Here is a 20,199-nt window from a genome sequence, read left to right as displayed (position 1 = left end):
AAAAGGCCAGACCACCAGGTTAAACAGCATTGCTGTTTAAAATAAAAAAAAGGGGGAAGAAAAATGAAAAAAACATTTATTACCGTAGTTTCGATGCTGTTAGTTCTGGTACTGCTCGCAGCCTGTGGCAATTCGAATACGCAATCATCGTCCGGTTCAGAAGCGCAAGGAAATAACAGCGGTGAGAAAGTCTATAAGGTCGCCTATATCGCCCGTGCGCAATCCGACTCCTTTGCGGCCTGGCTCGCCAACGCGGTGAAGGAAGAAGCGAAGAAATATCCCAACATCAAGCTGGAAGTCTTTGACGGGCAGGCCAGTGACGATAAAGAGAATTCCATGATTGAGAATGCCATCACCAATAAGTTCGACCTTGTCATCGTGCAGCCCAATAACGGTGAGGCCCAAAGACCTTACGTAGAGAAGGTGATTAATGCCGGTATTTTTGCCATCACCACAAACGCCCGTATTTCCGGTATTGAAGGGGCGTCTACCGTGGATGCCGATCCTTACGAGCAGGCCGGCGTCAACGCCCGCGCAGCGCTGGATCAGATTCCGCAGAACGCCAAGGTTGTGGTATTGAATGGCCCGTCGGGGAACTTCCACGCGGATAAACGCAGAGAGAGCTGGCAGAAGGAATTCTTCGACAAGCGTCCGGATGTGCAGATCGTCGGCGAACAAATTGCCAACTGGAACAAGGACGAGGCTATGAAATATATGGAGGATTGGGTTCAGGCCAATGACAAGATCGACGCGGTCGTTTCCATGAACGACAATATGGCGGCAGGCGCGCTGGAAGCGGTTAAGGATAATGCCAAGTACAGCGGCATGCTCGCCTATGGCGTGGATGGTACTGCTGAGGCGTTCCAGCTGATCAAGGAGGGCAAGATGACCTCCACCTGTCTGCAGAATGCTTTTGAGCTGGCGGAAAAGCTTCTGGACACCAGCAATAAGCTGCTGACCGGGGTGGAGAAGCAGATTGACACCGATATCGGCAACCCGCTGATTACTAAGGATAATGTGGATGAGTATATTGAATTGCTGGAAAAGGCAGAAGCCCTGAAGTAATCCAGGCACAGAACGCTAGTGCCCCTGAGGAGGAGTATCTTATGAAGAACAGAGCCTTTTATATGACGGATCTGAAGAAATTGGAGATGAAAGAAATCGGCATGCCTGTAGCCAAAGAGGGCGAAGTTATTGTAAAGCTGGAGGTTGTCGGAATTTGCGGCTCCGATGTCCACTACCTGGAGCACGGCCGGATCGGCGACTTCGTTGTCGAGGGCGATTTTATCCTGGGACATGAATGTGCCGGAGAAGTGGTAGAGCTTGGCTCCGGGGTGAAGAATCTGAAGGTGGGGGACAGGGTCGCTCTGGAGCCTGGAGTCACCTGCGGCCAGTGTGAATTCTGCAAGAGCGGCAAGTACAATCTCTGCCCGGATGTGAAGTTTCTGGCCACTCCTCCCTACCACGGCTGTCTGATGGACTATATCGCCTTCCCGGAGAACATGGCCTTCAAGCTGCCGGACAGCGTATCTTCGGAAGAGGGGGCGCTGGTGGAACCGCTGGCCGTAGGACTGCATGCTGCGGCTCAAGGCGGAATCAAGCTGGGTGACCGTGTTGTCATTCTGGGAGCCGGCTGCATCGGGCTTGTAACGCTCCTGGCCTGCAAGGCTTACGGAGCAACAGATATTGTGGTGGTTGATATCATTGACAAGCGGCTGGAAGCAGCGAAGAAGCTGGGAGCCACCCGTGTAATCAACGCCAGGCAGGAGAATGTTCTGGATGTAATATCCCTACTAACGGGCGGTCAGGGCGTGGACAAGGTGATTGAAACCGCGGGGAGCGAGCATACCGTCAAGCAGACGCCTTATCTGGTCAAAAGAGGGGGAACGATTGTGCTTGTGGGTCTGGCGGCCAAGGATATCATTGATTTCGACTTTATGCAGATCATGTTCAAGGAGGCCGAGATCAAGTCGGTGTTCCGTTACCGCAATCTGTACCCCGCCGCCATTGGAGCAATCGCAGATGGTAAAATTGACGTCAAGGGCATCGTGACGCATGAATTCAACTTTGAGGATACCCAGAAGGCTTTTGATTTTGTCATCAATCACAAGGAAGATGTGGTGAAGGCTGTTATCCGGATGGGATGACGTTGCCGGGCGTATAAACATAAAAAGTCCGGATAAGTACGTGGCTCATGATTGAGTAAATCGAAAGCAGCATATACCGCTTCAATCATTCCGAATCCGTTTCAGCCTTTCGACAAGGCATGGAACGGATTCGCGTTTCATATATATGTATATCGGATAGTTTAAGAGGAATGTCGAAGGAAGCGGAGAATTAATAGATAATCCATAGTGAGCGGGGTAACGAATGAAGTACATACCGAATCTGCTTTCCATGCTGAGAATCATGTTGTCGCTGTTCCTGTTCGCGTTACCCCCGTTTGGTCCCCTGTTTTGGGCGATTTACGTCGTATGCGGGGCCACGGACATGCTGGACGGATATATAGCCAGAAGAACCTGCTCGTCAAGCAAGCTCGGCACCATGCTGGACAGCATCGCGGACATGGTTCTGATGAGCGTCATCATCGTCGTGATCTTGACGACGCAGCCGATCGCAGTAGAAATCTGGATCTGGATGGCAGGCATCACGTTTGTCCGGATAGCTTCCCTGTGGGTTGTCTACCGGAAGCATCGCACCTTTGCCGTCCTTCATACGTATGCCAATAAAGCCACGGGCGGGCTTTTATTTTGTATTCCCTTTCTCTATCCTTTCGTCGATTTTCGTATAATGGAATGGACGATCTGCATCGTTGCCAGCCTGGCGGCGATCGAAGAGCTGACGGTGCACCTAACTTCCAGCACCTTGCAAAGAGACGCGAAAAGCCTGTTTGCCGCGAGAAGGGATTGATATAGACTTGACGACGGAAAAGGTGGACTATGCGTTCTGAACGGTCGTCGATGACAGGAACTATAAACTCAAAGCCAACAATGAATTATCAAGGGAAACGCTGTAGTTCGGGGAATCCGGTCATTTGTGATTTAACACCCATTTAACATGCCACATACGATCACGTGATATAACAGTAACAATAGGTTATAAGAGGCGGGTGTTATATGAAGTTAAGCAAAGAGGAGAAATCATGGATTTTATATGACTGTGGCAATTCAGCCTATTCGATGGCCATTACCACTGCGCTGCTGCCCATTGTATTTGGCATGTTTACGAATGTGAACAGCAGTATGGATTTGGGGTATTTCAATTCCATTGCAAGTATTCTGGTAGCTATCCTTAGCCCGATTTTAGGCACGATCGCAGATTATAAGGATACGAAGAAGCGTTTCTTTGTATTTTTCGCGGTGATTGGTGTGATGGCTACCGCTTCGCTGGCATTCATTGCACCCGAGAGCGGGCAGTGGCAGCTATTGATAGTGTTTTATATCTTGTCCGCCATTGGTTTTGCCGGAGCCAATATTTTCTATGACTCTTTTCTGGTGGATGTTGCGAGTGATGAACGGATGGATAAGGTATCCACCAGAGGGTTTGCGTTTGGATATATCTCCAGCGTCATTCCATTTGGGATCAGCCTTCTTTTGATTTTTGTTATGGGAATGGACAAGTCCATCGGTTATCAGATTGGATTTATCATTACTGCCCTTTGGTGGGGGCTGCTGACTGTACCCATGATCAGGGACGTGAAGCAGAGACACTATATTGAGCCGGAACCGAGACCGGTTGTGAGCAGTTTTAAAAGACTGGCCGACACCTTCAAGAATATCAGACAGCACAAAGTTGTGTTTGTTTTCTTAATTGCTTACTTCTTCTATATTGACGGGGTTGATACCATCATTAAAATGGTGGTGCCCTATGCTACATCAGTTCTGGGTGCGGATGCCTTCGACACCTTCACCTTACTTGGGATTTTATTAGTCATCCAGATCATTGCGTTTCCGTGTGCCATCCTCTACGGTAATCTGGCCAAAACATATTCAGCCCGAACGATGATTATCGTCGGTATTTTCACCTATATCCTTTCCTGTATCGCGGCTTTCTTTATTACTTCAGTGTGGCATATTTTTATACTGGGTGCGTTAATCGGTTCAGCCCAAGGCGGGATCCAGGCGCTCAGCAGGTCTTATTTTGCAAAGATTATTCCTAAGGAAAACTCCAATGAATTCTTTGGTTTTTACAATATCTTCGGCAAGTTTGCGGCGATTATCGGTCCTGCGGTGATGTCTTTGACAACAACCTTAACAGGCAATGCAAAACTTAGTATTCTAGCGATTATCCCCCTATTTATTATTGGATTCTTCATATTTATAGCTTTACCTAAGCAGCAGCCTGAAACATGATGAAATAAGGAGTAAATATATGAAATCAATATAAAAGATGGCTCTGGTTTCGGGATGCTAAATTTCGTGTGTTATAATGAAAAAAACCTGCCAGGACTCATAAAAATGAATCCGCTGGTGAAGGAGGATAAAAAATGTATAATTTTATTGCCCCCCCAGTAGAACCACAACAGTAGAATCTACTGTCAAGGTATCTACATGAGGTTTGCTGGTCCTTTTCCATAGATTCTACTGTATGTAAGGACAGACTATATCTTATTGGTCTTACCATCATATTAGTAGAAAGCGGGAAAACAAATGAAAGAAAAAATATATTTCGTTTTGTCTATGGTGATTTTCGGTGCAGTTGGCGTTTTTGCAAAATATATTGATTTGAGCTCAAGTGAGATCGCTTTATTCATGAGCCTGATCGGTGGTTTGTTATTGTTCGGAATCTCCATCATAACCAAGAATAAAGTATCATGGCCTAACCTGAAAAAGAATGCTCTTGCATTATTACTTGCAAGCATCGCCTTGAGCGGAAATTGGGTCTTTCTCTTTCAGGCTTATAAGGAAACCACAATCGCAAATGCCGCTTTAAGTTACTATTTCGCTCCTGTTTTGGTAATAGTAATGTCACCTATTGTGCTTAAAGAAAAGCTCTCCCTGAAAAAATGTTTATGTGCCTGTGCTGCCATTTTGGGGTTAATTTTAATTTTACAGAGCGGGAGAAGCGGTGAAGACGGCAATCATTTGCTTGGTATCGTATATGGACTTATTGCGGCCGCTTTTTATGCCATCCTGACTTTGACCAACAAATTCATTAGGAATATGAATGGATTGGAAATCACGATTGCACAACTACTATTATCATCGATATTGCTGATGGCTTATCTTTTTATTGCTGAAGAGAAATCAGGATTATTTCAGATATCCAGCGATTCCGTGATCCTTATTTTGATTTTGGGAATCCTCCATGCAGGCGTGGGGTTCTACCTTTTCTTTTCTGGAATGAAAGGGCTAAATGGTCAAAGCATCGCTATATTAAGTTATGTAGATCCCCTAACATCATTATTGATTTCAGCACTTGTGATAGGCGAAAGTATGACAGTATTTCAAATATTCGGCGCTATCCTGCTACTGGGATCAACATTTATTAGTGAAGTAAGCCTAACAATAAAATATCCTTATAAGACTAAAAATGAGTAACCTCTCATTTTATTGAAGTCAACTTTAATCGAAGGCAGCCGTCCAGAAAGGATTGGCTGCCTTTTTTGATCTTTGAATCCATGAGCCGTTATCACTATGTTTCCAATACTACCTTGTACGCACACAAGGTTCCATCGTTAGGAAGATAATGTTAAAGTTGCTAAAGTAGAATCTCTTTAGAGGGGAGCAAAACAGCGTGTTCATAGTAAACGTAGAAGGTGCAATCTGTAGGGATGATAAATGGCTTGTTATTACACGAAGTACCAAAGAAGAACATGCAGGGGGTACTCTGTCCCTTGTGGGAGGAAAAGCAGACGTTGAAGGGAACACACTCGAAATCCTAGAACGGACTATAAAGCGAGAACTTTTTGAAGAAGTTGGCATCGAGATAAAAGATGCTGTTACTTTTGTTTACAGTTCCTCCTTTGTGACAGATGATGGATACGACGTTATAAATATGGTCTTCCTATGCGAATATGATAGAGGTACAGCATATAGCAAGAGTCCCGATGAGATTGAAGCCGTACATTGGATGACCTACGATGAAATAATGAATCATCCCAAAGCTCCTCCTTGGACAAAAGAAAGCGTAAGAAGAGTGGCGTTAGCAGGTAGTTCAGCAAAGCGATAATGAACATGCCGAACATGAACATCAAAGATTACGCTTGATACACCTCCATTGGCCTCACCTCCCTTCCGGGAGTTAGCCGGCCGTCCTTGTAAGCCTTCTATTGCTTCTGCGATTATACACGCGTATTCGTGTGAAATCTGGGATCACAGCTATACAACATATTCATACCCATACATAAAATTTCTTATTCTACTCGGTTCTTGTCTGATGGATACACGATAGTAAATAAATATAATTTGAAATAAAAGAACACAAGAAGACGCTCAGGAATTGCTCCCGAGCGTCTTTATTTTTTATTGTTTAGGAAATGATGGGAGTGAAGCGGACAGAGAAGACCCTATTTTGCGAAAAAGTCTGCTTTCCTGGGGGATTCGGACTCAGGAGCCGTTATAATGTTCGATTGAGCTTAGAATGAGGGGGGATAGGACAATTAGCGGAACCTCTGTCCGTTTACCCTGCTGAATAGACGAATCCTCGCCAATAGCGGAATCTCTGTCCGTTTATCCTGCTGATAGACGAATCCTCCCCAATAGATCTCCTGTCCGCATCAGCCGCGGATAGATCGTTAAGGGGCATCATCATGTCCGCAGAGGGGCCCACACAGAATCGCACGGTCAACAATGCATGTCCTAACCACCTATATGGGCGAGAGTTGTGCACATTGTACAACAATGTGAGCTCTAAGCAAGTCAAATGACGATAATCTTGCCTATTGTACAACAATCCGGGGCTCATAAGCTCCGAGTTGTTATTCACCCGTAGGGTGATTTTGTTCTTTTTCCCCGGTTAGTCTTATACCCACCCCGTAAACTCCAGTATAGACGCTTTCGCGGATTGTGCTTCGGACTGAGCCCCTTTACGCCATACTTTTGGCGACTCTCCCATAAGCCTGGAGAAACATCGGTTGAAGCTGGAAATGGACTGGAATCCGACTTGTTCGGAGATCGAGAGAATGGAATCCTCCGTGCTTTTTAACTGCTTGCAGGCCTCTTCGATTCGGGTGCTGTTAAGGAAATCGAGAGGCGCCGTGCCCATAATTTCATGGAATTTTCTGCGGAAATGAGTTGTGCTTAAGTGGCACAGATCAGCCAAAAAATCGATGGTAATGGGTGTCATGTAGTTTTTAGTGATATACTCCAGAACCGGAGAAATGACAAAATCGCCTTTCAGGCTATGCTCTGTTTCTTGATCTGCCAAGGGTTCATTCCTGGAATGAATTCTAAGGAGTTCTATATAAAGGGATAACAATAAGCCGTAGGCACTTTCCTGATAGTAAGGATTCTGTTGCTTCAGTTCCTCTACGATCGACGTCGCAAGTGTATAAACCTTGGGATGCTCCTCCTTGTTCAAAATACAGTTCATTCCCTCCGCTGCCCACAAATTCGGCTTGAAATTGCTGTAAGCACTTTTAAATGAATGCCCAAAGAGGTCCTCTGGCGAAAAAAAGATATAAGACCAAAGACTGGCAGTATTGGGCGAACTATATGTTGTATGAGGAAGGTACCTGGGGATGAAGGTCACATCGCCGGCTGTAAAGGGTACAGATTCTCCTTTGATCTCCATGATGCCGCTATCCGAATGGCAAATGCCAATCTCCAAATGGTTATGGAAATGAAGATGTTCACTTTTGATATCGGAGATTTTCCAACGTTCACCGCTTAACAGCAAGATAGGGAAGTTTATAGGTAAGCTGTAGTGGCGGTATTCAATGACGGGCTTCTTTTTTCTGGGCATATTCCATACTCCCACTCACGTTAATTTGAGTTGATTATAGGCGAACGTTATGTCAAATTCAACTAATCATAAAGAATAAATGGTTGGAATTGCGCAGTTTTGCTGCGAATACGCTTAGATTCAGACCATTTTGCTGCGTACAATTGAGTGTATAAAGCGTTTACAATAAGGACGGACAGCTCTCAAGCGCCTTTGGGGGCGTGTGCGAAAGAGGGGAGAATTTAAATGCTTCAATTAAATTATGACAGGGAAGAGATCTTAAGCGTCATCGACAAAGTCGTCAGAAAAACAATGGCGATGGATCTAACGTGGGACTGGCCTTGCGGTGTGGCTTATTATGGTGTATCCAGAGCCTATACAACAACAGGAAATAAAGAGTATTTGGATAGGCTTGTCCAGTGGGCAGATGAATATATCGAGCTGGGCCTGCCGAGCTGGACGGTAAACACATGTGCCATGGGCCATATGCTGATCACATTATATGAAGAAACAGGAAACCAGAAATATTGGGATATTGTGATGAGCAAGGTGGACTATCTCCGCAACGATGCGCTCAGGTTCGGAGACCATGTTCTGCAGCATACCGTATCCGTTGCCAATGATTTTCCGGAACAGGCATGGGCGGATACCTTGTTTATGGCGGCATTTTTTCTGCTCCGCGTTGGAAGCAAGTTGAAAGATCAGGACATGATCCAGGATGCCCTGAATCAATACTACTGGCATATCAAATACCTGCAGGACCCTAGCACCGGATTCTGGTACCACGGCTACAATAATATGAAGCAGGATCATATGTCCGGATTATACTGGGGCAGAGCGAATGCCTGGGGTGCTTATACCCTATCGCAGGTCAAACCGCTTTTAAAAGACTGGTATTTGTATCCGCAGTGTATGGACGTGGAGTGTTCGCTTCGGGATCAATTGGCGGCGCTTAAGATTGTTCAAACGGAGAACGGTTTATGGCGGACGGTGCTGGATGACGAGGAGTCCTATGAAGAAGTATCCGCATCTTGCGGGATCGCCGCTGCTATGATCAATAACGGCAATCCGCTGCATTCCAAATATGTGCAAAAGGCCCTCAAAGGCATTTTGGACAATATCAGCGAAGATGGACGAGTACTGAGTGTATCGGGCGGCACAGCGGTTATGAAAGACCGGGAAGGGTATCGCAATATTCCCAAAGACTGGATTCAGGGCTGGGGTCAAGGCTTAGCATTGGCTTTTCTGTCCGATATGCTTAGATAGGAGGGGCTAAAGTTGTCCAAACAAACAACAGGGGCCTTTACGCTGCCCGGAGAATCCGGTTATGAGGCACTGACCCTGCAATTAGCTGAACGGTGGGGTGCCGATGTCATCCGTGACAGTGACGGAACGCAGTTGTCAGATGAGATTATCAATGCCGGGTACGGGATTTATTCTACAATCTGTATCATCAGAGATCATAACGAGTGGGCGTCCCGGAATCCGGATAAGCTGCAGCAGAGTTTTTTAATTACAAATCCGAAGGTAGCTGTACAAGATTATTTATCCATCTATTTAATGGAGGATTTTTTTGCTGAACAATTCAGAGTGAATGATTCCAAAGAGGCGTTTAAGTACTGGCAGGTTTTTGACCGGACGACCGGCGAGGAAGTTTCAAGAGAACAGTGGAATTATGAACGGGAATCGGGAAATGTGGTCCTTACCGGAATTGTTCCTTGGCATAAATACACCGTAAGCTTCATGGTCTACCGGATCTGGGAAGAGATCTCCATGTACAATCACACAACGAATCATTGGGACAAAGAGCATTTGATGCAGATTGATCCCGTGTATCCGGAAACGCAAAAGTATCTGCTGGAGTGGATGGAAGCTTGGTGTCTCGAGCATAAGGAAACAACGGTTGTCCGGTTTACCTCCTTATTTTATAATTTCGCCTGGATCTGGGGCAGTAATGAGCGCAATCGCCATCTGTTCTCTGACTGGGGTTCATATGATTTCACGGTGAGTTCAAGAGCGCTTGATCTGTTTGCCGCAAGATACGGGTATTCGCTGACTGCCGAGGATTTTGTGAATGGCGGCAAATATCGTTCCAGTCATATCCCGGCGCAGCAGCGCAAGCTGGACTATATGGCATTTATCAATGATTTTGTCATCGAATTTGGCAAGAAATTAATTGATATTGTGCATAGGCATGACAAGCTGGCGTATGTCTTCTATGATGACAGTTGGGTGGGTATAGAGCCTTACAATGAACGCTTTGGGGAGTTTGGCTTCGACGGGATGATTAAATGTGTGTTCTCAGGTTATGAGGCAAGGCTGTGTTCAGGTGTAAAAGTGGATACGCATGAGATTCGGCTGCATCCCTACTTATTTCCGGTTGGTTTAGGCGGGCTTCCTACCTTTATGGAGGGCGGGGACCCCACGCTGGATGCCAAAAAGTATTGGATCAATATCCGGCGTGCCCTGCTCAGGGAGCCTATTGACCGGATTGGATTGGGCGGATATTTACATCTGGTAGAGCCTTATCCGGATTTTTGCGATTACATCGAAAAGATTGCCAATGAATTCAGAGAAATTAAAGAGCTGCATCATAAAGGTAAACCCTATCAAATTAAGACGAAGGTAGCCATTCTGCACGCTTGGGGCAAATTGAGATCGTGGACATTGTCCGGCCATTTCCATGAAACGTATATGCATGATTTGATTCATATCAATGAGGCTTTATCGGGATTGCCGGTTGAAGTACAATTCATTGATTTTGAAGATATCCGTCAGGGAATACTACAAGATTGTGATGTAGTGATCAATGCCGGCTCTGCCGGTTCAGCATGGAGTGGTGGAGAATACTGGAATGACAACAAGTGCGTGGACCTATTGACAGAGTGGGTGTATGAGGGCGGTACCTTTATTGGCATCAACCAGCCTTCGGCGGTGGAAGGGTACGACAGTTTTTTCAGAATGGCACATATTCTCGGTCTGGATGAGGATACAGGCTCCAGGGTTGGCCATGGAAGATGGACCTATGAGGCCCGCGATGAGTTTGGTCTGGTGCCTGAAGGGGCCAGCATAACACCAAAGAACAGCATTTATCTTACCGATGGGTCAGCGACGGTAGTGGATGAAACGAGTGGGATGATAACACTGTCTACCCATGCCTTCGGTAAAGGAAAGGGGATCTACCTTCCTTCTTTTGAATTCAGCTGGGAAAATACAAGATTGCTGCTGAATGTAATCCGCTATGCGGGCAATGAGTTAAATGAAACGAAGTATATTACGGATAACTTATATACAGAGTGTGCTTATTATCCGGAAAGTAAAATATTGGTTGTTATTAACAATAGCGGTCAACCTCAAAAAACTACTATTGATACGGAATATGGACAACAAACCTTGGAATTAGATCCGTATGACACCCTTATCACAAAGATTGGCAATTAATAACATTGAAGAAGCTCAAGCCTGCGGCTAACCTGCTGATGCTTGAGCTTTTTGAATTACAACCATTCACGCTCACTTGTTATCTCTCCAAGCGTATGCCCTTCAGACGCCACCCGCTATAAAGTCGATCTCCCAACCTCCCCCTGCAGTTTGACAAATCCCAAGCCTTGCCTTACATTAATAATGAATAAATGATTCACTATTAAGGAGTGCCTAGCATGCAAGCGAAGAAAGACGAAGTTAAGAGGGAAATCGAATCCGCCGCTTTAAAGGTATTTTTCCGCAAGGGCTTTGCGGATGCCAAAATGAACGATATTGCCGATGAGATACGCATTTCCGTCGGAAATATTTATACGTACTTCAAAAATAAAAAAGAGCTGTTTTATTCAGTTGTTCCTCCGTCATTGGTGGATTATTTGAAGAATGTGTTGGTGGAGAGTATTCGTATCGATAACCAGACATTTTTTGATGATGCCAATAATGACAAGAAATCAGCCATCGTTCAGGAGCAAATGAACCTGTTAACGCAATATAGCATGCAGATCGTTATTATTTTTGAGAAAAATAAAGGGACGGTCTACAGCAATGCCAAAAACGAGCTAATCGAGCTGATGATCGAAACCAAGAAGCCTTACTTAAAGGATCATTATAAAAGATATGAAATCGGCATTGAAGAAAATATGATTCTGCTGAACATCATCGCGAGCAACGTCATCAATATGATTCTGGATTTATTGAAGCGGGAGATGAGCGCCGATAGCCGGAGACGGATTTTTGAGGCACTGAGCTTATACTGGCTGCATGGACTAACAGGCATAAATGAATAACGCCGATGGCGTAAATAAAACTGAAGCTGGGGCGCAGCGCTGCAATCTGGGATATTCAGGTCAGGGATAAGCACATTGTGCATCGATAGTCCCTTTTTTTTAACCCAATAATGAATTTGGGATTCAATATTGAGTGATGTGATCACGACAAGGAGGAAGAAACGATGAAGACAGGTTATGCATTTAAGGACTGCAAGGTGATTTATGGAGACGCGGGAAGAGGCGTAGATACCCATATGACAATCCTGATCCATGAGAATGGGTTGATTCAGGAGATCGGAAAAGCAAGTGAGGTGGCCATCCCAAGCCATTATCAAGCAATCGAGTTAGAAGGGAAATATGTGATGCCCGGTTTGATCAATGCGCACGTCCATCTTTTTGCCGACGGTAAGCCGTTTACGCTGTCAGCCAGCGAAGGGCTGCTGGATTTTGCGTTTCATCATATTTTGAATACGAGGCTGGGCCGAAGCGTGCTGAAGAAACGGATGAAGCGAAATGCCCTGACCGCACTGCACTCCGGGGTTACAACTATGCGCAGCGTAGGGGAGTTCTTTTATACTGATGTGCAGTTGAGGGATGAAATTAAGGCGAATCAGTTTGTTGGACCTAATCTGCTGGTGTCCGGTTATTTCCTAAGCGTAACGGGCGGGCATGGTGCACCTTATTTAGCTTTGGTTGGCGATTCGCCATGGGAAGCGAGAAGAAATGTAAGAATCAATGTGAAAAACGGAGTAGATCTCATCAAAATCTGCGTGACCGGTGGGGTTACCGATGCCAAAATGGTCGGAGAAGCAGGCCGCTTGCAAATGACGGAGGAAGAGGTCGCCGCTATTTGTGAGGAAGCCCATAAAATCGGCATACATGTGGCGGCCCATGTGGAAAGTACCGAAGGGGTGAGAATCGCGCTAAAGGGCGGGGTCGACACCATTGAACACGGCGCGGAGATGGATGAGGAGATCATCAGCCTGTACCAGAATAATTCCAGGGCATTAAAGGGCTACACCGCGTTGATCCCAACTTTGCAGGCTGCGTATCCCAGTGCTAAATTGGACCTGAGCCTGACGAAGGTGAGAGAGACGGTTAAGGAAAATTCCCGGCTTGTGTATGACTCCATGCTGAAAGGGGTGCGGCAGGCTGTAGAACATAATATCAAAATTGGCGTTGGTACGGATGCCGCTATGCCCTATGTCACCCATTATGATTTGTGGCGGGAGCTGGACCATTTAATGAGACAAACGAAGCTGAACTCGCGCCAGATCATTGAACGGGCAACCAAAACTAATGCAGAAATTTTAGGAATCGATCACCTGACAGGGAGCATAGATATCGGCAAGCAGGCGGATTTAATCGTGCTGGAGCAGAGCCCGCTGGACAACATACAAGCTTTGGCGGACGTAGCTATGGTTATGGTCAGAGGAAACCTTATACAGACACCATCGGTGACCCGAATTCGGGCAGTGGACGAACTGCTTGATTCGGTATGGGGCGATCGGGAGTGAGACCGAAATAGGACCGCTAGCTTTGAGCATGGCGGCCTATTTCTTTTTGTTTACACAATATTCAGCATATATCGAACCCCATACTCCTCAAAAATAGCTTTATACTTCTTTTCAAATATTGCCCATCGCTTTTCGGTTCCGTATTTCAATTGCAGCTGCTTCAGATATTGCCCGGCGGCTTCTGTATCCCCTGCCAGCAGCAAAAACCGGAAGGTTTCTTCGCTCAAATGCAGCGCTGTCCGTTCCATATAATAATCCACTATTGCTCTGGCGCTGGTCATCGAATGCATGAACGTGAGCGCCTCTTGCAAATGCAGTAAAAGCGCATCTGAAAATTTGTCCGGATCAATATCAGGCGTCAACGAATACCGGTCCGGGGCGGATGGGGAGATTTGCTCGATTCGGGTAGTGAAATGAGACTTGGCCTCCAGAGGCGGCGCCGAGGTCGGAGTGGATTGCAATAGCGCTAACTCGGTGGAATGAATACTGCAGTTGATATAGAACAGGACGTGATTCCAGGTGTTCGCCTTCGATTTTTGAATATTGAATTTATAGACGAGAGGTTCACTCGATTTGTAGAAATTCAGATCCTTTTTAAGATAACCATGTTTGGAGAAAAAGGGTTTGACGTCTTTCGAGATGATTTCTTTAAATAACTCTTGCAAAGGAAGCCCTCCCAACCCAAAATTAATGATGATGAAGCTTATCTTATTTCCGTGACATGTACAACCCCGCTATAGCATTTTCATCCTTATCCTTTATACTAAATAAAGTTATTACACATCTAAGGAGCTGCCGAACCCATTATGAATAAAAAAGAAGTCGCACACATACGCAAGCAGTTTAAGCTGGATCACGATTTGATGAACATCCACGATATTCTTAACGTGTACATTATGAAGGAAAGCAACGAGATCTATCATTGGGAGCGCCTGCCGTTTGGCCTCGTGGACAGAGAGAAGCAGGAACTGTATATGGGCAATTTCAAAAAACTGCTCACTGGTGAGCTGGACCATAAGTTGTTCGAGTTGAAGTTTCAAGAGGAAGCGGAGGAGCCGACGCGGGTAATGCTTCACCAAGGCCTGGTGACAGGTGATGCTGAAGAATGGCAGGACCTGATGATGATGCTTGTGGACAAGATGCTGGTAGATGCGAAGTATGAAAAGGATATGGTGGTCACTTTTGTCCGCGGGCAGTATTACCGGCCGACTAAGGCCAGAAATGAAGAAGCCGAAGAGAGCGGGAAGGACGAGATGTTCGCGCATCCGTTTATTCTGTGCAGCGTAAATTCCACGGAACAGCAGCGCAAAAACCTCATGTTCGATTATGTGGAGCGGGAATTCAAATACAATGTTATTGTCGATCCGATTATCAAGCTGAGTTCGCCGGAGCAAGGGTTCTTTTATCCGAGTGTGACGGACAACTATTCGGATGTGAACCGCATTCTGTATTGTACGGGAAAATCAAATTATCCGGATCCGCAGTTCATCGAGCAGGTCCTGAATGCCGAGAGATCGGTAACAGCCTTGGAAGAGAGAAGCTTCTTCGAAGATATCGTGAAGGAATTGGCGGGCGAACAGCTCGATACGACCACCCTCGCCCAGGTGTATGAGGAAATCCAACAGGTCATTGAAGGCGGCGAAGGGGAGGAAGAACCTCCTAAGCTGGATTACAAAGATGTAGAACGCGTCCTGGCGGCAAGCGGCGTAGAGAACGTGACGGCGGAAAAGGTGGAGCGGGCGTTCGAAACGGTCATCGACGATAAGTACTACGAAATGAAGGCAAGCAGCGTTATACCGAAATATACGACAAAATCGATTAAGATCGAGACGAAGGTAGCCACGATTTCGGTCAGCCCGCAGGATCTAAGGTATGTGAAGCAGGTGAATTATCAAGGAAAACGCTGCATCATGATCGAGGTTGACGAGGAAGTCGTGATTGAAGGATTTACGCTCAGTACAGAGACGTTATAATCTTGCTGGACAAAGGGCTATCCTTGCAGTTTTTGATAAAGACTTGGGATAGCCCATGTTGTGTTTGTTTAGTTGTGATGGGACAGCTGACTTGGAAGAGCTTGGCTGCTGTATTTAAGGATATAGTTGATATATTCTTTTGCGCTATGATTATTTTCTTCATCACTGGCTTGAAATGAAGCTCCGAAGACAGCAAAGTAGGGTAGTGCCACTGCGCCCACATGTCCTGCACTGGCTTTGAAAGGCGCAATCACTTCATCCACGGTGAAAGAAACAGAGCCCTCAGGCAGATAATTTTCTTGTTTATCGCCGATGGACATGGCAAGCCCAATCCTTTTCCCTTTAAGCTTGTCACCTTTTGATCCATAAGCCCATCCGTAAGCCCAAACATCGTCAAACCACTTTTTCAAAAGAGGCGGATAACTGTACCAATACAGCGGGAATTGCAGGATTACATGGTGATAGGTTTCTAATAGATTTTGCTCTCTAGGAACATCAATGTTCCAGTCAGGATACTCTTTGTAAATCTCATGAACTGTAATATCGTTTGGATATTGCAGCAGTTCTTCTTTCCAGCGCTGGTTGACCCTTGAAACCTCAAGATTCGGATGTGCCAGAATTACCAGTGTGTTCATTATGAAATCTCCCTTCGCAGGCCCATATTCAAGAGTGTATCTTCAAAGTGCTTTGCTTCATTTTTGTGAATATCCTTATTATCTTGCAGGCTCGAAAAAAAGAAAATACACACAATAAAGTAAGAAGGTTACTTCAAAGTACGTACTGGACCCGGAAAAAAGTATATGCAACAATGAATTTTTAGACCGGATTTATAAGATCATCATTAACGAGGTGTTATTCTATGAAGCAATATCATCTGGGCATAGAGGCAACACTTGAAATCATCGGCGGAAAGTGGAAAGCTCTGATCATCTGCTTATTGATGTCCGGTGCAAAGAGAACAAGCGAATTACAGCGCAATATTCACGGCATCTCACAAAAGGTTCTGATCCAGCAGCTTCGGGAACTTGAGAAGGATGGACTTGTCAAAAGATATGTATACCCGCAGATGCCGCCAAAAGTCGAATATAGCCTCACGGACTACGGAGTTACAGCCAATAAGCTCGTTGACGTTATGTGTACTTGGGGGAAAGAGAATATTAAAATGAGACAATGGCAAGGAGAAGATATCGTTTTGCTGGAGGATGAGTCACCGGAGGACTCAAAGTATGTTCATGAATGAATCGCATTTGAAAAAGTTGCAGCGAGCTAAACAATTACAAATACTTGTTGAGTGATGCCCCCCTTTTTTTAATCGTCGTCCTCCCCATTTGGGGAGGTTTTTTTTGACTGCATAGACTTATAGTGGAGTGATAAGGAAAATTTGAACTAATTAAGCTGAACAAAAGAAAATGACAAAAGGCGAAAAGGAGGGAAAGAATCGATGATCAGACGTTGTATTTCTTTATTAACGGCATTATTTATTTTAGCAGGCATGTTCCCTAGTTTTGCTTCTGCTGATCCTCTTGACAATTGGAGCGCCAGAAGTCCTTTGTCCACGAATCAGAATATGAATGGTGTCATCTATGGGAACGGCATGTATGTGGCCGTGGGGGACTATGGAACAATAGTGTCTTCCAGTGACGGGGTAAGTTGGACGAAACGAACGTCGGACACCGAAAATCATCTTTTAGACGTTGCTTTTGGCAACGGCATGTATGTGGCGGTGGGGATCGAAGGGACGATATTGGCTTCCAGTGACGGGGTGAGCTGGACGAACCACACGTCGGGCACTGCGAAGCTACTTAGCGTCACCTATGGTAGTGGCAAGTATGTGGCAGTGGGGGAAGGTGGAACGGTATTGACCTCCAGTGACGGGATGAGCTGGACGAGCCGCATGTCGGGCACCACGAATAAAATTAATGACGTCACCTTCGGCAACGGTATGTATATGGCGGCGGGGGATAATGGGATTACATTGGCCTCCAATGACGGGACGAGCTGGACGACAAACTATACGGGCGACTTGGGAAATCTTAATGGCATCACCTACGGCAACAACATGTATGTGGTGGTGGGGAATCGTGAATCGATCATGTCCTCAAGCGATGGAGTAAGCTGGACATCCAAATCGGGAAACTCCTCCTCCATTGAACATCTAGGTGCCGTTGCCTACGGGAACGGCAAGTATGTGGCGGTTGGATATCCGGGATTAGTTGACACTTCCACTGATGGGCATAATTGGATTGGTAATACGTCGGGCGCCTGGAGAACGCTTTTTGACGTCATCTTCGGCAATGGCATATATGTGGCCGTGGGGGACGGTGGAACGATATTGACCTCCAGTGACGGGGTAAGCTGGACGAACCGCACGTTGGGTACTTCGTCTTTTCTGGTAGGTGTCACCTACGGCAACAGCACCTATGTAGCAGTGGGTTACAGAGCAACGATAGTAACCTCGAAGGATGGGCTGAGCTGGACGAACCGTACGGCGAGCACCTTTAATAATCTATTTGGCGTTACCTACGGCAACGGCAGGTATGTGGCAGTAGGGGGAATTTGGGGCGATGGAACGATCGTTACCTCCAGTGATGGAGTGAACTGGACGAACCGGACGTCTGGCATAGAGGATATTCTTAATGGCGTCACCTACGGCGACAGCACCTATGTGGGCGTGGGCGACAATGGCACGATATTGACCTCGGGTGACGGGGCAAGCTGGACGAACCGCACGATGGGCTCAGCGAGCCCTCTTTACGGGGTCACCTATGGCGACGGCACCTATGTGGCAGTGGGGTACCGTGGAACGATCGTAACCTCCAGTGACGGAGCGAACTGGACGAGCCGCACGACGGACACCATTTATGATCTACATGGCGTAACCTACGGCAACGGAGTGTATGTGGCGGTGGGGGATGGTGGGATGATTGTGACCTCCAGAGATGGAGTGAATTGGACGAGCCGGACATTGGACACTGGTAATAATTTGGTAGGTGTCAGCTACAGCAACGGCACTTATGTGGCAGTAGGGGGCGGTAATGCAATTTTCACCTCGAGTGATGGGGTGAACTGGACAACCCGCACGATGGACACCGTGAATCCTCTTTACGCCGTTACCTATGGTGACAGCTCCTATGTGGCGGTGGGTGATCATGGAACAATTCTGCAATCCGCTAACAAGGCGCCGACGACCTACACCTTAACGTATAACGGAAATGGCAATACGGGAGGGACGGTGCCGACGGATAGTAGTGCGTATGAGCAAAATGCCTCGGTAACGGTACTGGGAAACACGGGAAGTCTGATGAAAACAGGCCATACGTTCACGGGCTGGAACACAGCGGCGAACGGAAGCGGCACCAGCTATGCGCCAAACGCCACCTTCAACATGGGAGCGTCGAACGTGACGCTATATGCGCAGTGGACGGCGGTTCCGGCACCGAAGTATACCGTGAGTTTCGATTCGCAGGGAGGCAGCGCGGTCACGAGCGTCACCGGCGTAAGCTTGGGAGCAACGATCAGCGCACCGGCAGCTCCGACGAAGAGCGGCTACACTTTCGCGGGTTGGTATAAGGAAGCAACATACGGTACCTTGTGGAATTTCGGTACAGATACGGTGACGGAGAACACAACCCTGTACGCGAAATGGACAGCGGTCCCGGCCTCAGCGACGTACACGGTAACCTTCGACTCGCAGGGAGGCAGCACGGTCACGAACATTACCTACGTGAGCTTGGGAGCAACGATCAGCGCCCCGGCAGCTCCGACGAAGAGCGGCTACACTTTTGCGGGTTGGTATAAGGAAGCAACATACGCTACCTCGTGGAATTACGGCACAGATACGGTGACGGAGAACACAACCCTGTACGCGAAGTGGACAGCAATCCCGGCGGACACCTACACCGTAACGTTCGACTCACAGGGAGGCAGCACGGTCACAGACATCACCTACGTGAGCTCGGGAGCTACGATTACTGCCCCAGCAGAACCGACGAAGAACGGCTACACTTTTGCGGGTTGGTACAAGGAAGCAAACTACGATACCCCATGGAATTACGGGACCGATAGGGTGACGGCGAACCTAACGTTGTACGCGAAATGGACGGCGGTTCCTGGCAGTGGTGGCGATAGTGGGGGTAGCGGCGGCAGTGCCCCAATACCATCGAATAACAGCAAAGTGATCTCAAAGGATGGCGTACTATCGCTTCCGGCAGGCAAAAATGGCGAGGTTCATTTGGGCGATGAGATTATGATTGGAATTCCGGCCAATGCAACAGAACAAGATTTAATCCTAACGATTAAAAAAGTATTGGAAACACAAAGTCTACTACAGAATAATGAAGTGCCCGTCAGCCCGATCTTTGAAATTCTGAAAAATTCCCCCGGGAATTTCAACAAACCAGTAACGCTGACCTTGGTTTTTGAACCAGCAAGCTTGAAGGAAGGCCAACTACCAGCTGTTTTCTACTTTGACGAAGCGATGAGGAAATGGGTTAAGGTTGGCGGCATCATAAAAGGATCAGATGATCGTAGAGGTTGATCATTTAGGGAAATATGCGGTACTTGCAGTAGATCAGC

At 46.7% G+C, this 20,199-nt stretch carries 16 protein-coding genes; 13 read left to right on the top strand and 3 right to left on the bottom strand.

Annotated elements, in window-relative coordinates; genetic code table 11:
* The first annotated feature begins 63 nt into the window (after positions 1–63).
* The 6 genes from IEY53_RS22850 (at position 64) to IEY53_RS22825 (ending at position 6,171) form a co-directional block, all read left to right on the top strand.
* Positions 64–1,065 (top strand): sugar ABC transporter substrate-binding protein, encoded by a 1,002-nt coding sequence (locus IEY53_RS22850; protein WP_189029141.1) that lies wholly within the window; start codon positions 64–66, stop codon positions 1,063–1,065.
* Between the two features lie 41 nt (positions 1,066–1,106).
* The gene (locus IEY53_RS22845) at positions 1,107–2,147 is read left to right on the top strand and encodes an NAD(P)-dependent alcohol dehydrogenase (RefSeq protein WP_189029139.1); all 1,041 of its coding nucleotides are present in this window, start codon (positions 1,107–1,109) and stop codon (positions 2,145–2,147) included.
* 223 nt (positions 2,148–2,370) lie between these two features.
* Positions 2,371–2,910 (top strand): CDP-alcohol phosphatidyltransferase family protein, encoded by a 540-nt coding sequence (locus IEY53_RS22840; RefSeq protein WP_189029137.1) that lies wholly within the window; start codon positions 2,371–2,373, stop codon positions 2,908–2,910.
* A gap of 206 nt (positions 2,911–3,116) precedes the next feature.
* Positions 3,117–4,352 (top strand): MFS transporter, encoded by a 1,236-nt coding sequence (locus tag IEY53_RS22835; RefSeq protein ID WP_189029135.1) that lies wholly within the window; start codon positions 3,117–3,119, stop codon positions 4,350–4,352.
* 297 nt (positions 4,353–4,649) lie between these two features.
* Positions 4,650–5,540 (top strand): DMT family transporter, encoded by an 891-nt coding sequence (locus IEY53_RS22830; protein ID WP_189029133.1) that lies wholly within the window; start codon positions 4,650–4,652, stop codon positions 5,538–5,540.
* Between the two features lie 196 nt (positions 5,541–5,736).
* Entirely contained in the window at positions 5,737–6,171 is a 435-nt protein-coding gene (locus IEY53_RS22825; RefSeq protein WP_189029132.1) for an NUDIX hydrolase, read from the top strand.
* 792 nt (positions 6,172–6,963) lie between these two features.
* Here IEY53_RS22825 and IEY53_RS22820 read toward each other — a convergent pair.
* Positions 6,964–7,905 carry a helix-turn-helix domain-containing protein gene (locus IEY53_RS22820; protein WP_189029130.1) on the bottom strand — a complete coding sequence of 314 codons (942 nt, stop codon included), beginning with the start codon at positions 7,903–7,905 and terminating at the stop codon, positions 6,964–6,966.
* A gap of 225 nt (positions 7,906–8,130) precedes the next feature.
* Here IEY53_RS22820 and IEY53_RS22815 point away from each other — a divergent pair, with 225 nt between their 5' ends.
* The 4 genes from IEY53_RS22815 to IEY53_RS22800 all read left to right on the top strand — a co-directional run bounded on the left by IEY53_RS22815 (position 8,131) and on the right by IEY53_RS22800 (position 13,651).
* Complete coding sequence (locus tag IEY53_RS22815) at positions 8,131–9,150, top strand: glycoside hydrolase family 88/105 protein (protein WP_189029128.1); 1,020 nt, start codon at positions 8,131–8,133, stop codon at positions 9,148–9,150.
* A gap of 12 nt (positions 9,151–9,162) precedes the next feature.
* The gene (gene gnpA / locus IEY53_RS22810) at positions 9,163–11,325 is read left to right on the top strand and encodes a 1,3-beta-galactosyl-N-acetylhexosamine phosphorylase (RefSeq protein WP_189029126.1); all 2,163 of its coding nucleotides are present in this window, start codon (positions 9,163–9,165) and stop codon (positions 11,323–11,325) included.
* Between the two features lie 218 nt (positions 11,326–11,543).
* Complete coding sequence (locus IEY53_RS22805; RefSeq protein WP_189029124.1) at positions 11,544–12,152, top strand: TetR/AcrR family transcriptional regulator; 609 nt, start codon at positions 11,544–11,546, stop codon at positions 12,150–12,152.
* A gap of 164 nt (positions 12,153–12,316) precedes the next feature.
* Positions 12,317–13,651: a metal-dependent hydrolase family protein gene (locus IEY53_RS22800; protein WP_189029122.1), complete on the top strand. Its 1,335-nt coding sequence runs from the start codon at positions 12,317–12,319 to the stop codon at positions 13,649–13,651.
* Positions 13,652–13,701: 50 nt separating this feature from the next.
* Here IEY53_RS22800 and IEY53_RS22795 read toward each other — a convergent pair whose 3' ends face one another.
* Entirely contained in the window at positions 13,702–14,316 is a 615-nt protein-coding gene (locus tag IEY53_RS22795; RefSeq protein ID WP_189029120.1) for a DUF4304 domain-containing protein, read from the bottom strand.
* A 141-nt stretch (positions 14,317–14,457) separates the two neighbouring features.
* Here IEY53_RS22795 and IEY53_RS22790 point away from each other — a divergent pair, with 141 nt between their 5' ends.
* Positions 14,458–15,624: a DUF4317 domain-containing protein gene (locus IEY53_RS22790; RefSeq protein WP_189029118.1), complete on the top strand. Its 1,167-nt coding sequence runs from the start codon at positions 14,458–14,460 to the stop codon at positions 15,622–15,624.
* 68 nt (positions 15,625–15,692) lie between these two features.
* Here IEY53_RS22790 and IEY53_RS22785 read toward each other — a convergent pair whose 3' ends face one another.
* Positions 15,693–16,259 carry an NAD(P)H-dependent oxidoreductase gene (locus IEY53_RS22785; protein ID WP_189029116.1) on the bottom strand — a complete coding sequence of 189 codons (567 nt, stop codon included), beginning with the start codon at positions 16,257–16,259 and terminating at the stop codon, positions 15,693–15,695.
* A 224-nt stretch (positions 16,260–16,483) separates the two neighbouring features.
* On the opposite strand from IEY53_RS22785, the gene IEY53_RS22780 reads away from it, so the two are divergent.
* The gene (locus IEY53_RS22780) at positions 16,484–16,864 is read left to right on the top strand and encodes a winged helix-turn-helix transcriptional regulator (RefSeq protein WP_189029114.1); all 381 of its coding nucleotides are present in this window, start codon (positions 16,484–16,486) and stop codon (positions 16,862–16,864) included.
* Positions 16,865–17,065: 201 nt separating this feature from the next.
* Positions 17,066–20,161, top strand: coding sequence for an InlB B-repeat-containing protein (locus tag IEY53_RS22775; RefSeq protein ID WP_189029112.1), 3,096 nt, complete (start codon positions 17,066–17,068; stop codon positions 20,159–20,161).
* Positions 20,162–20,199 lie beyond the last annotated feature (38 nt).

It is taken from the genome of Paenibacillus albidus (genome assembly GCF_014644435.1).
In the GTDB taxonomy this organism is placed as follows: Bacteria; Bacillota; Bacilli; order Paenibacillales; family Paenibacillaceae; genus Paenibacillus_AQ; species Paenibacillus_AQ albidus.
This window is presented reverse-complemented; position numbering and strand designations above follow the sequence as displayed.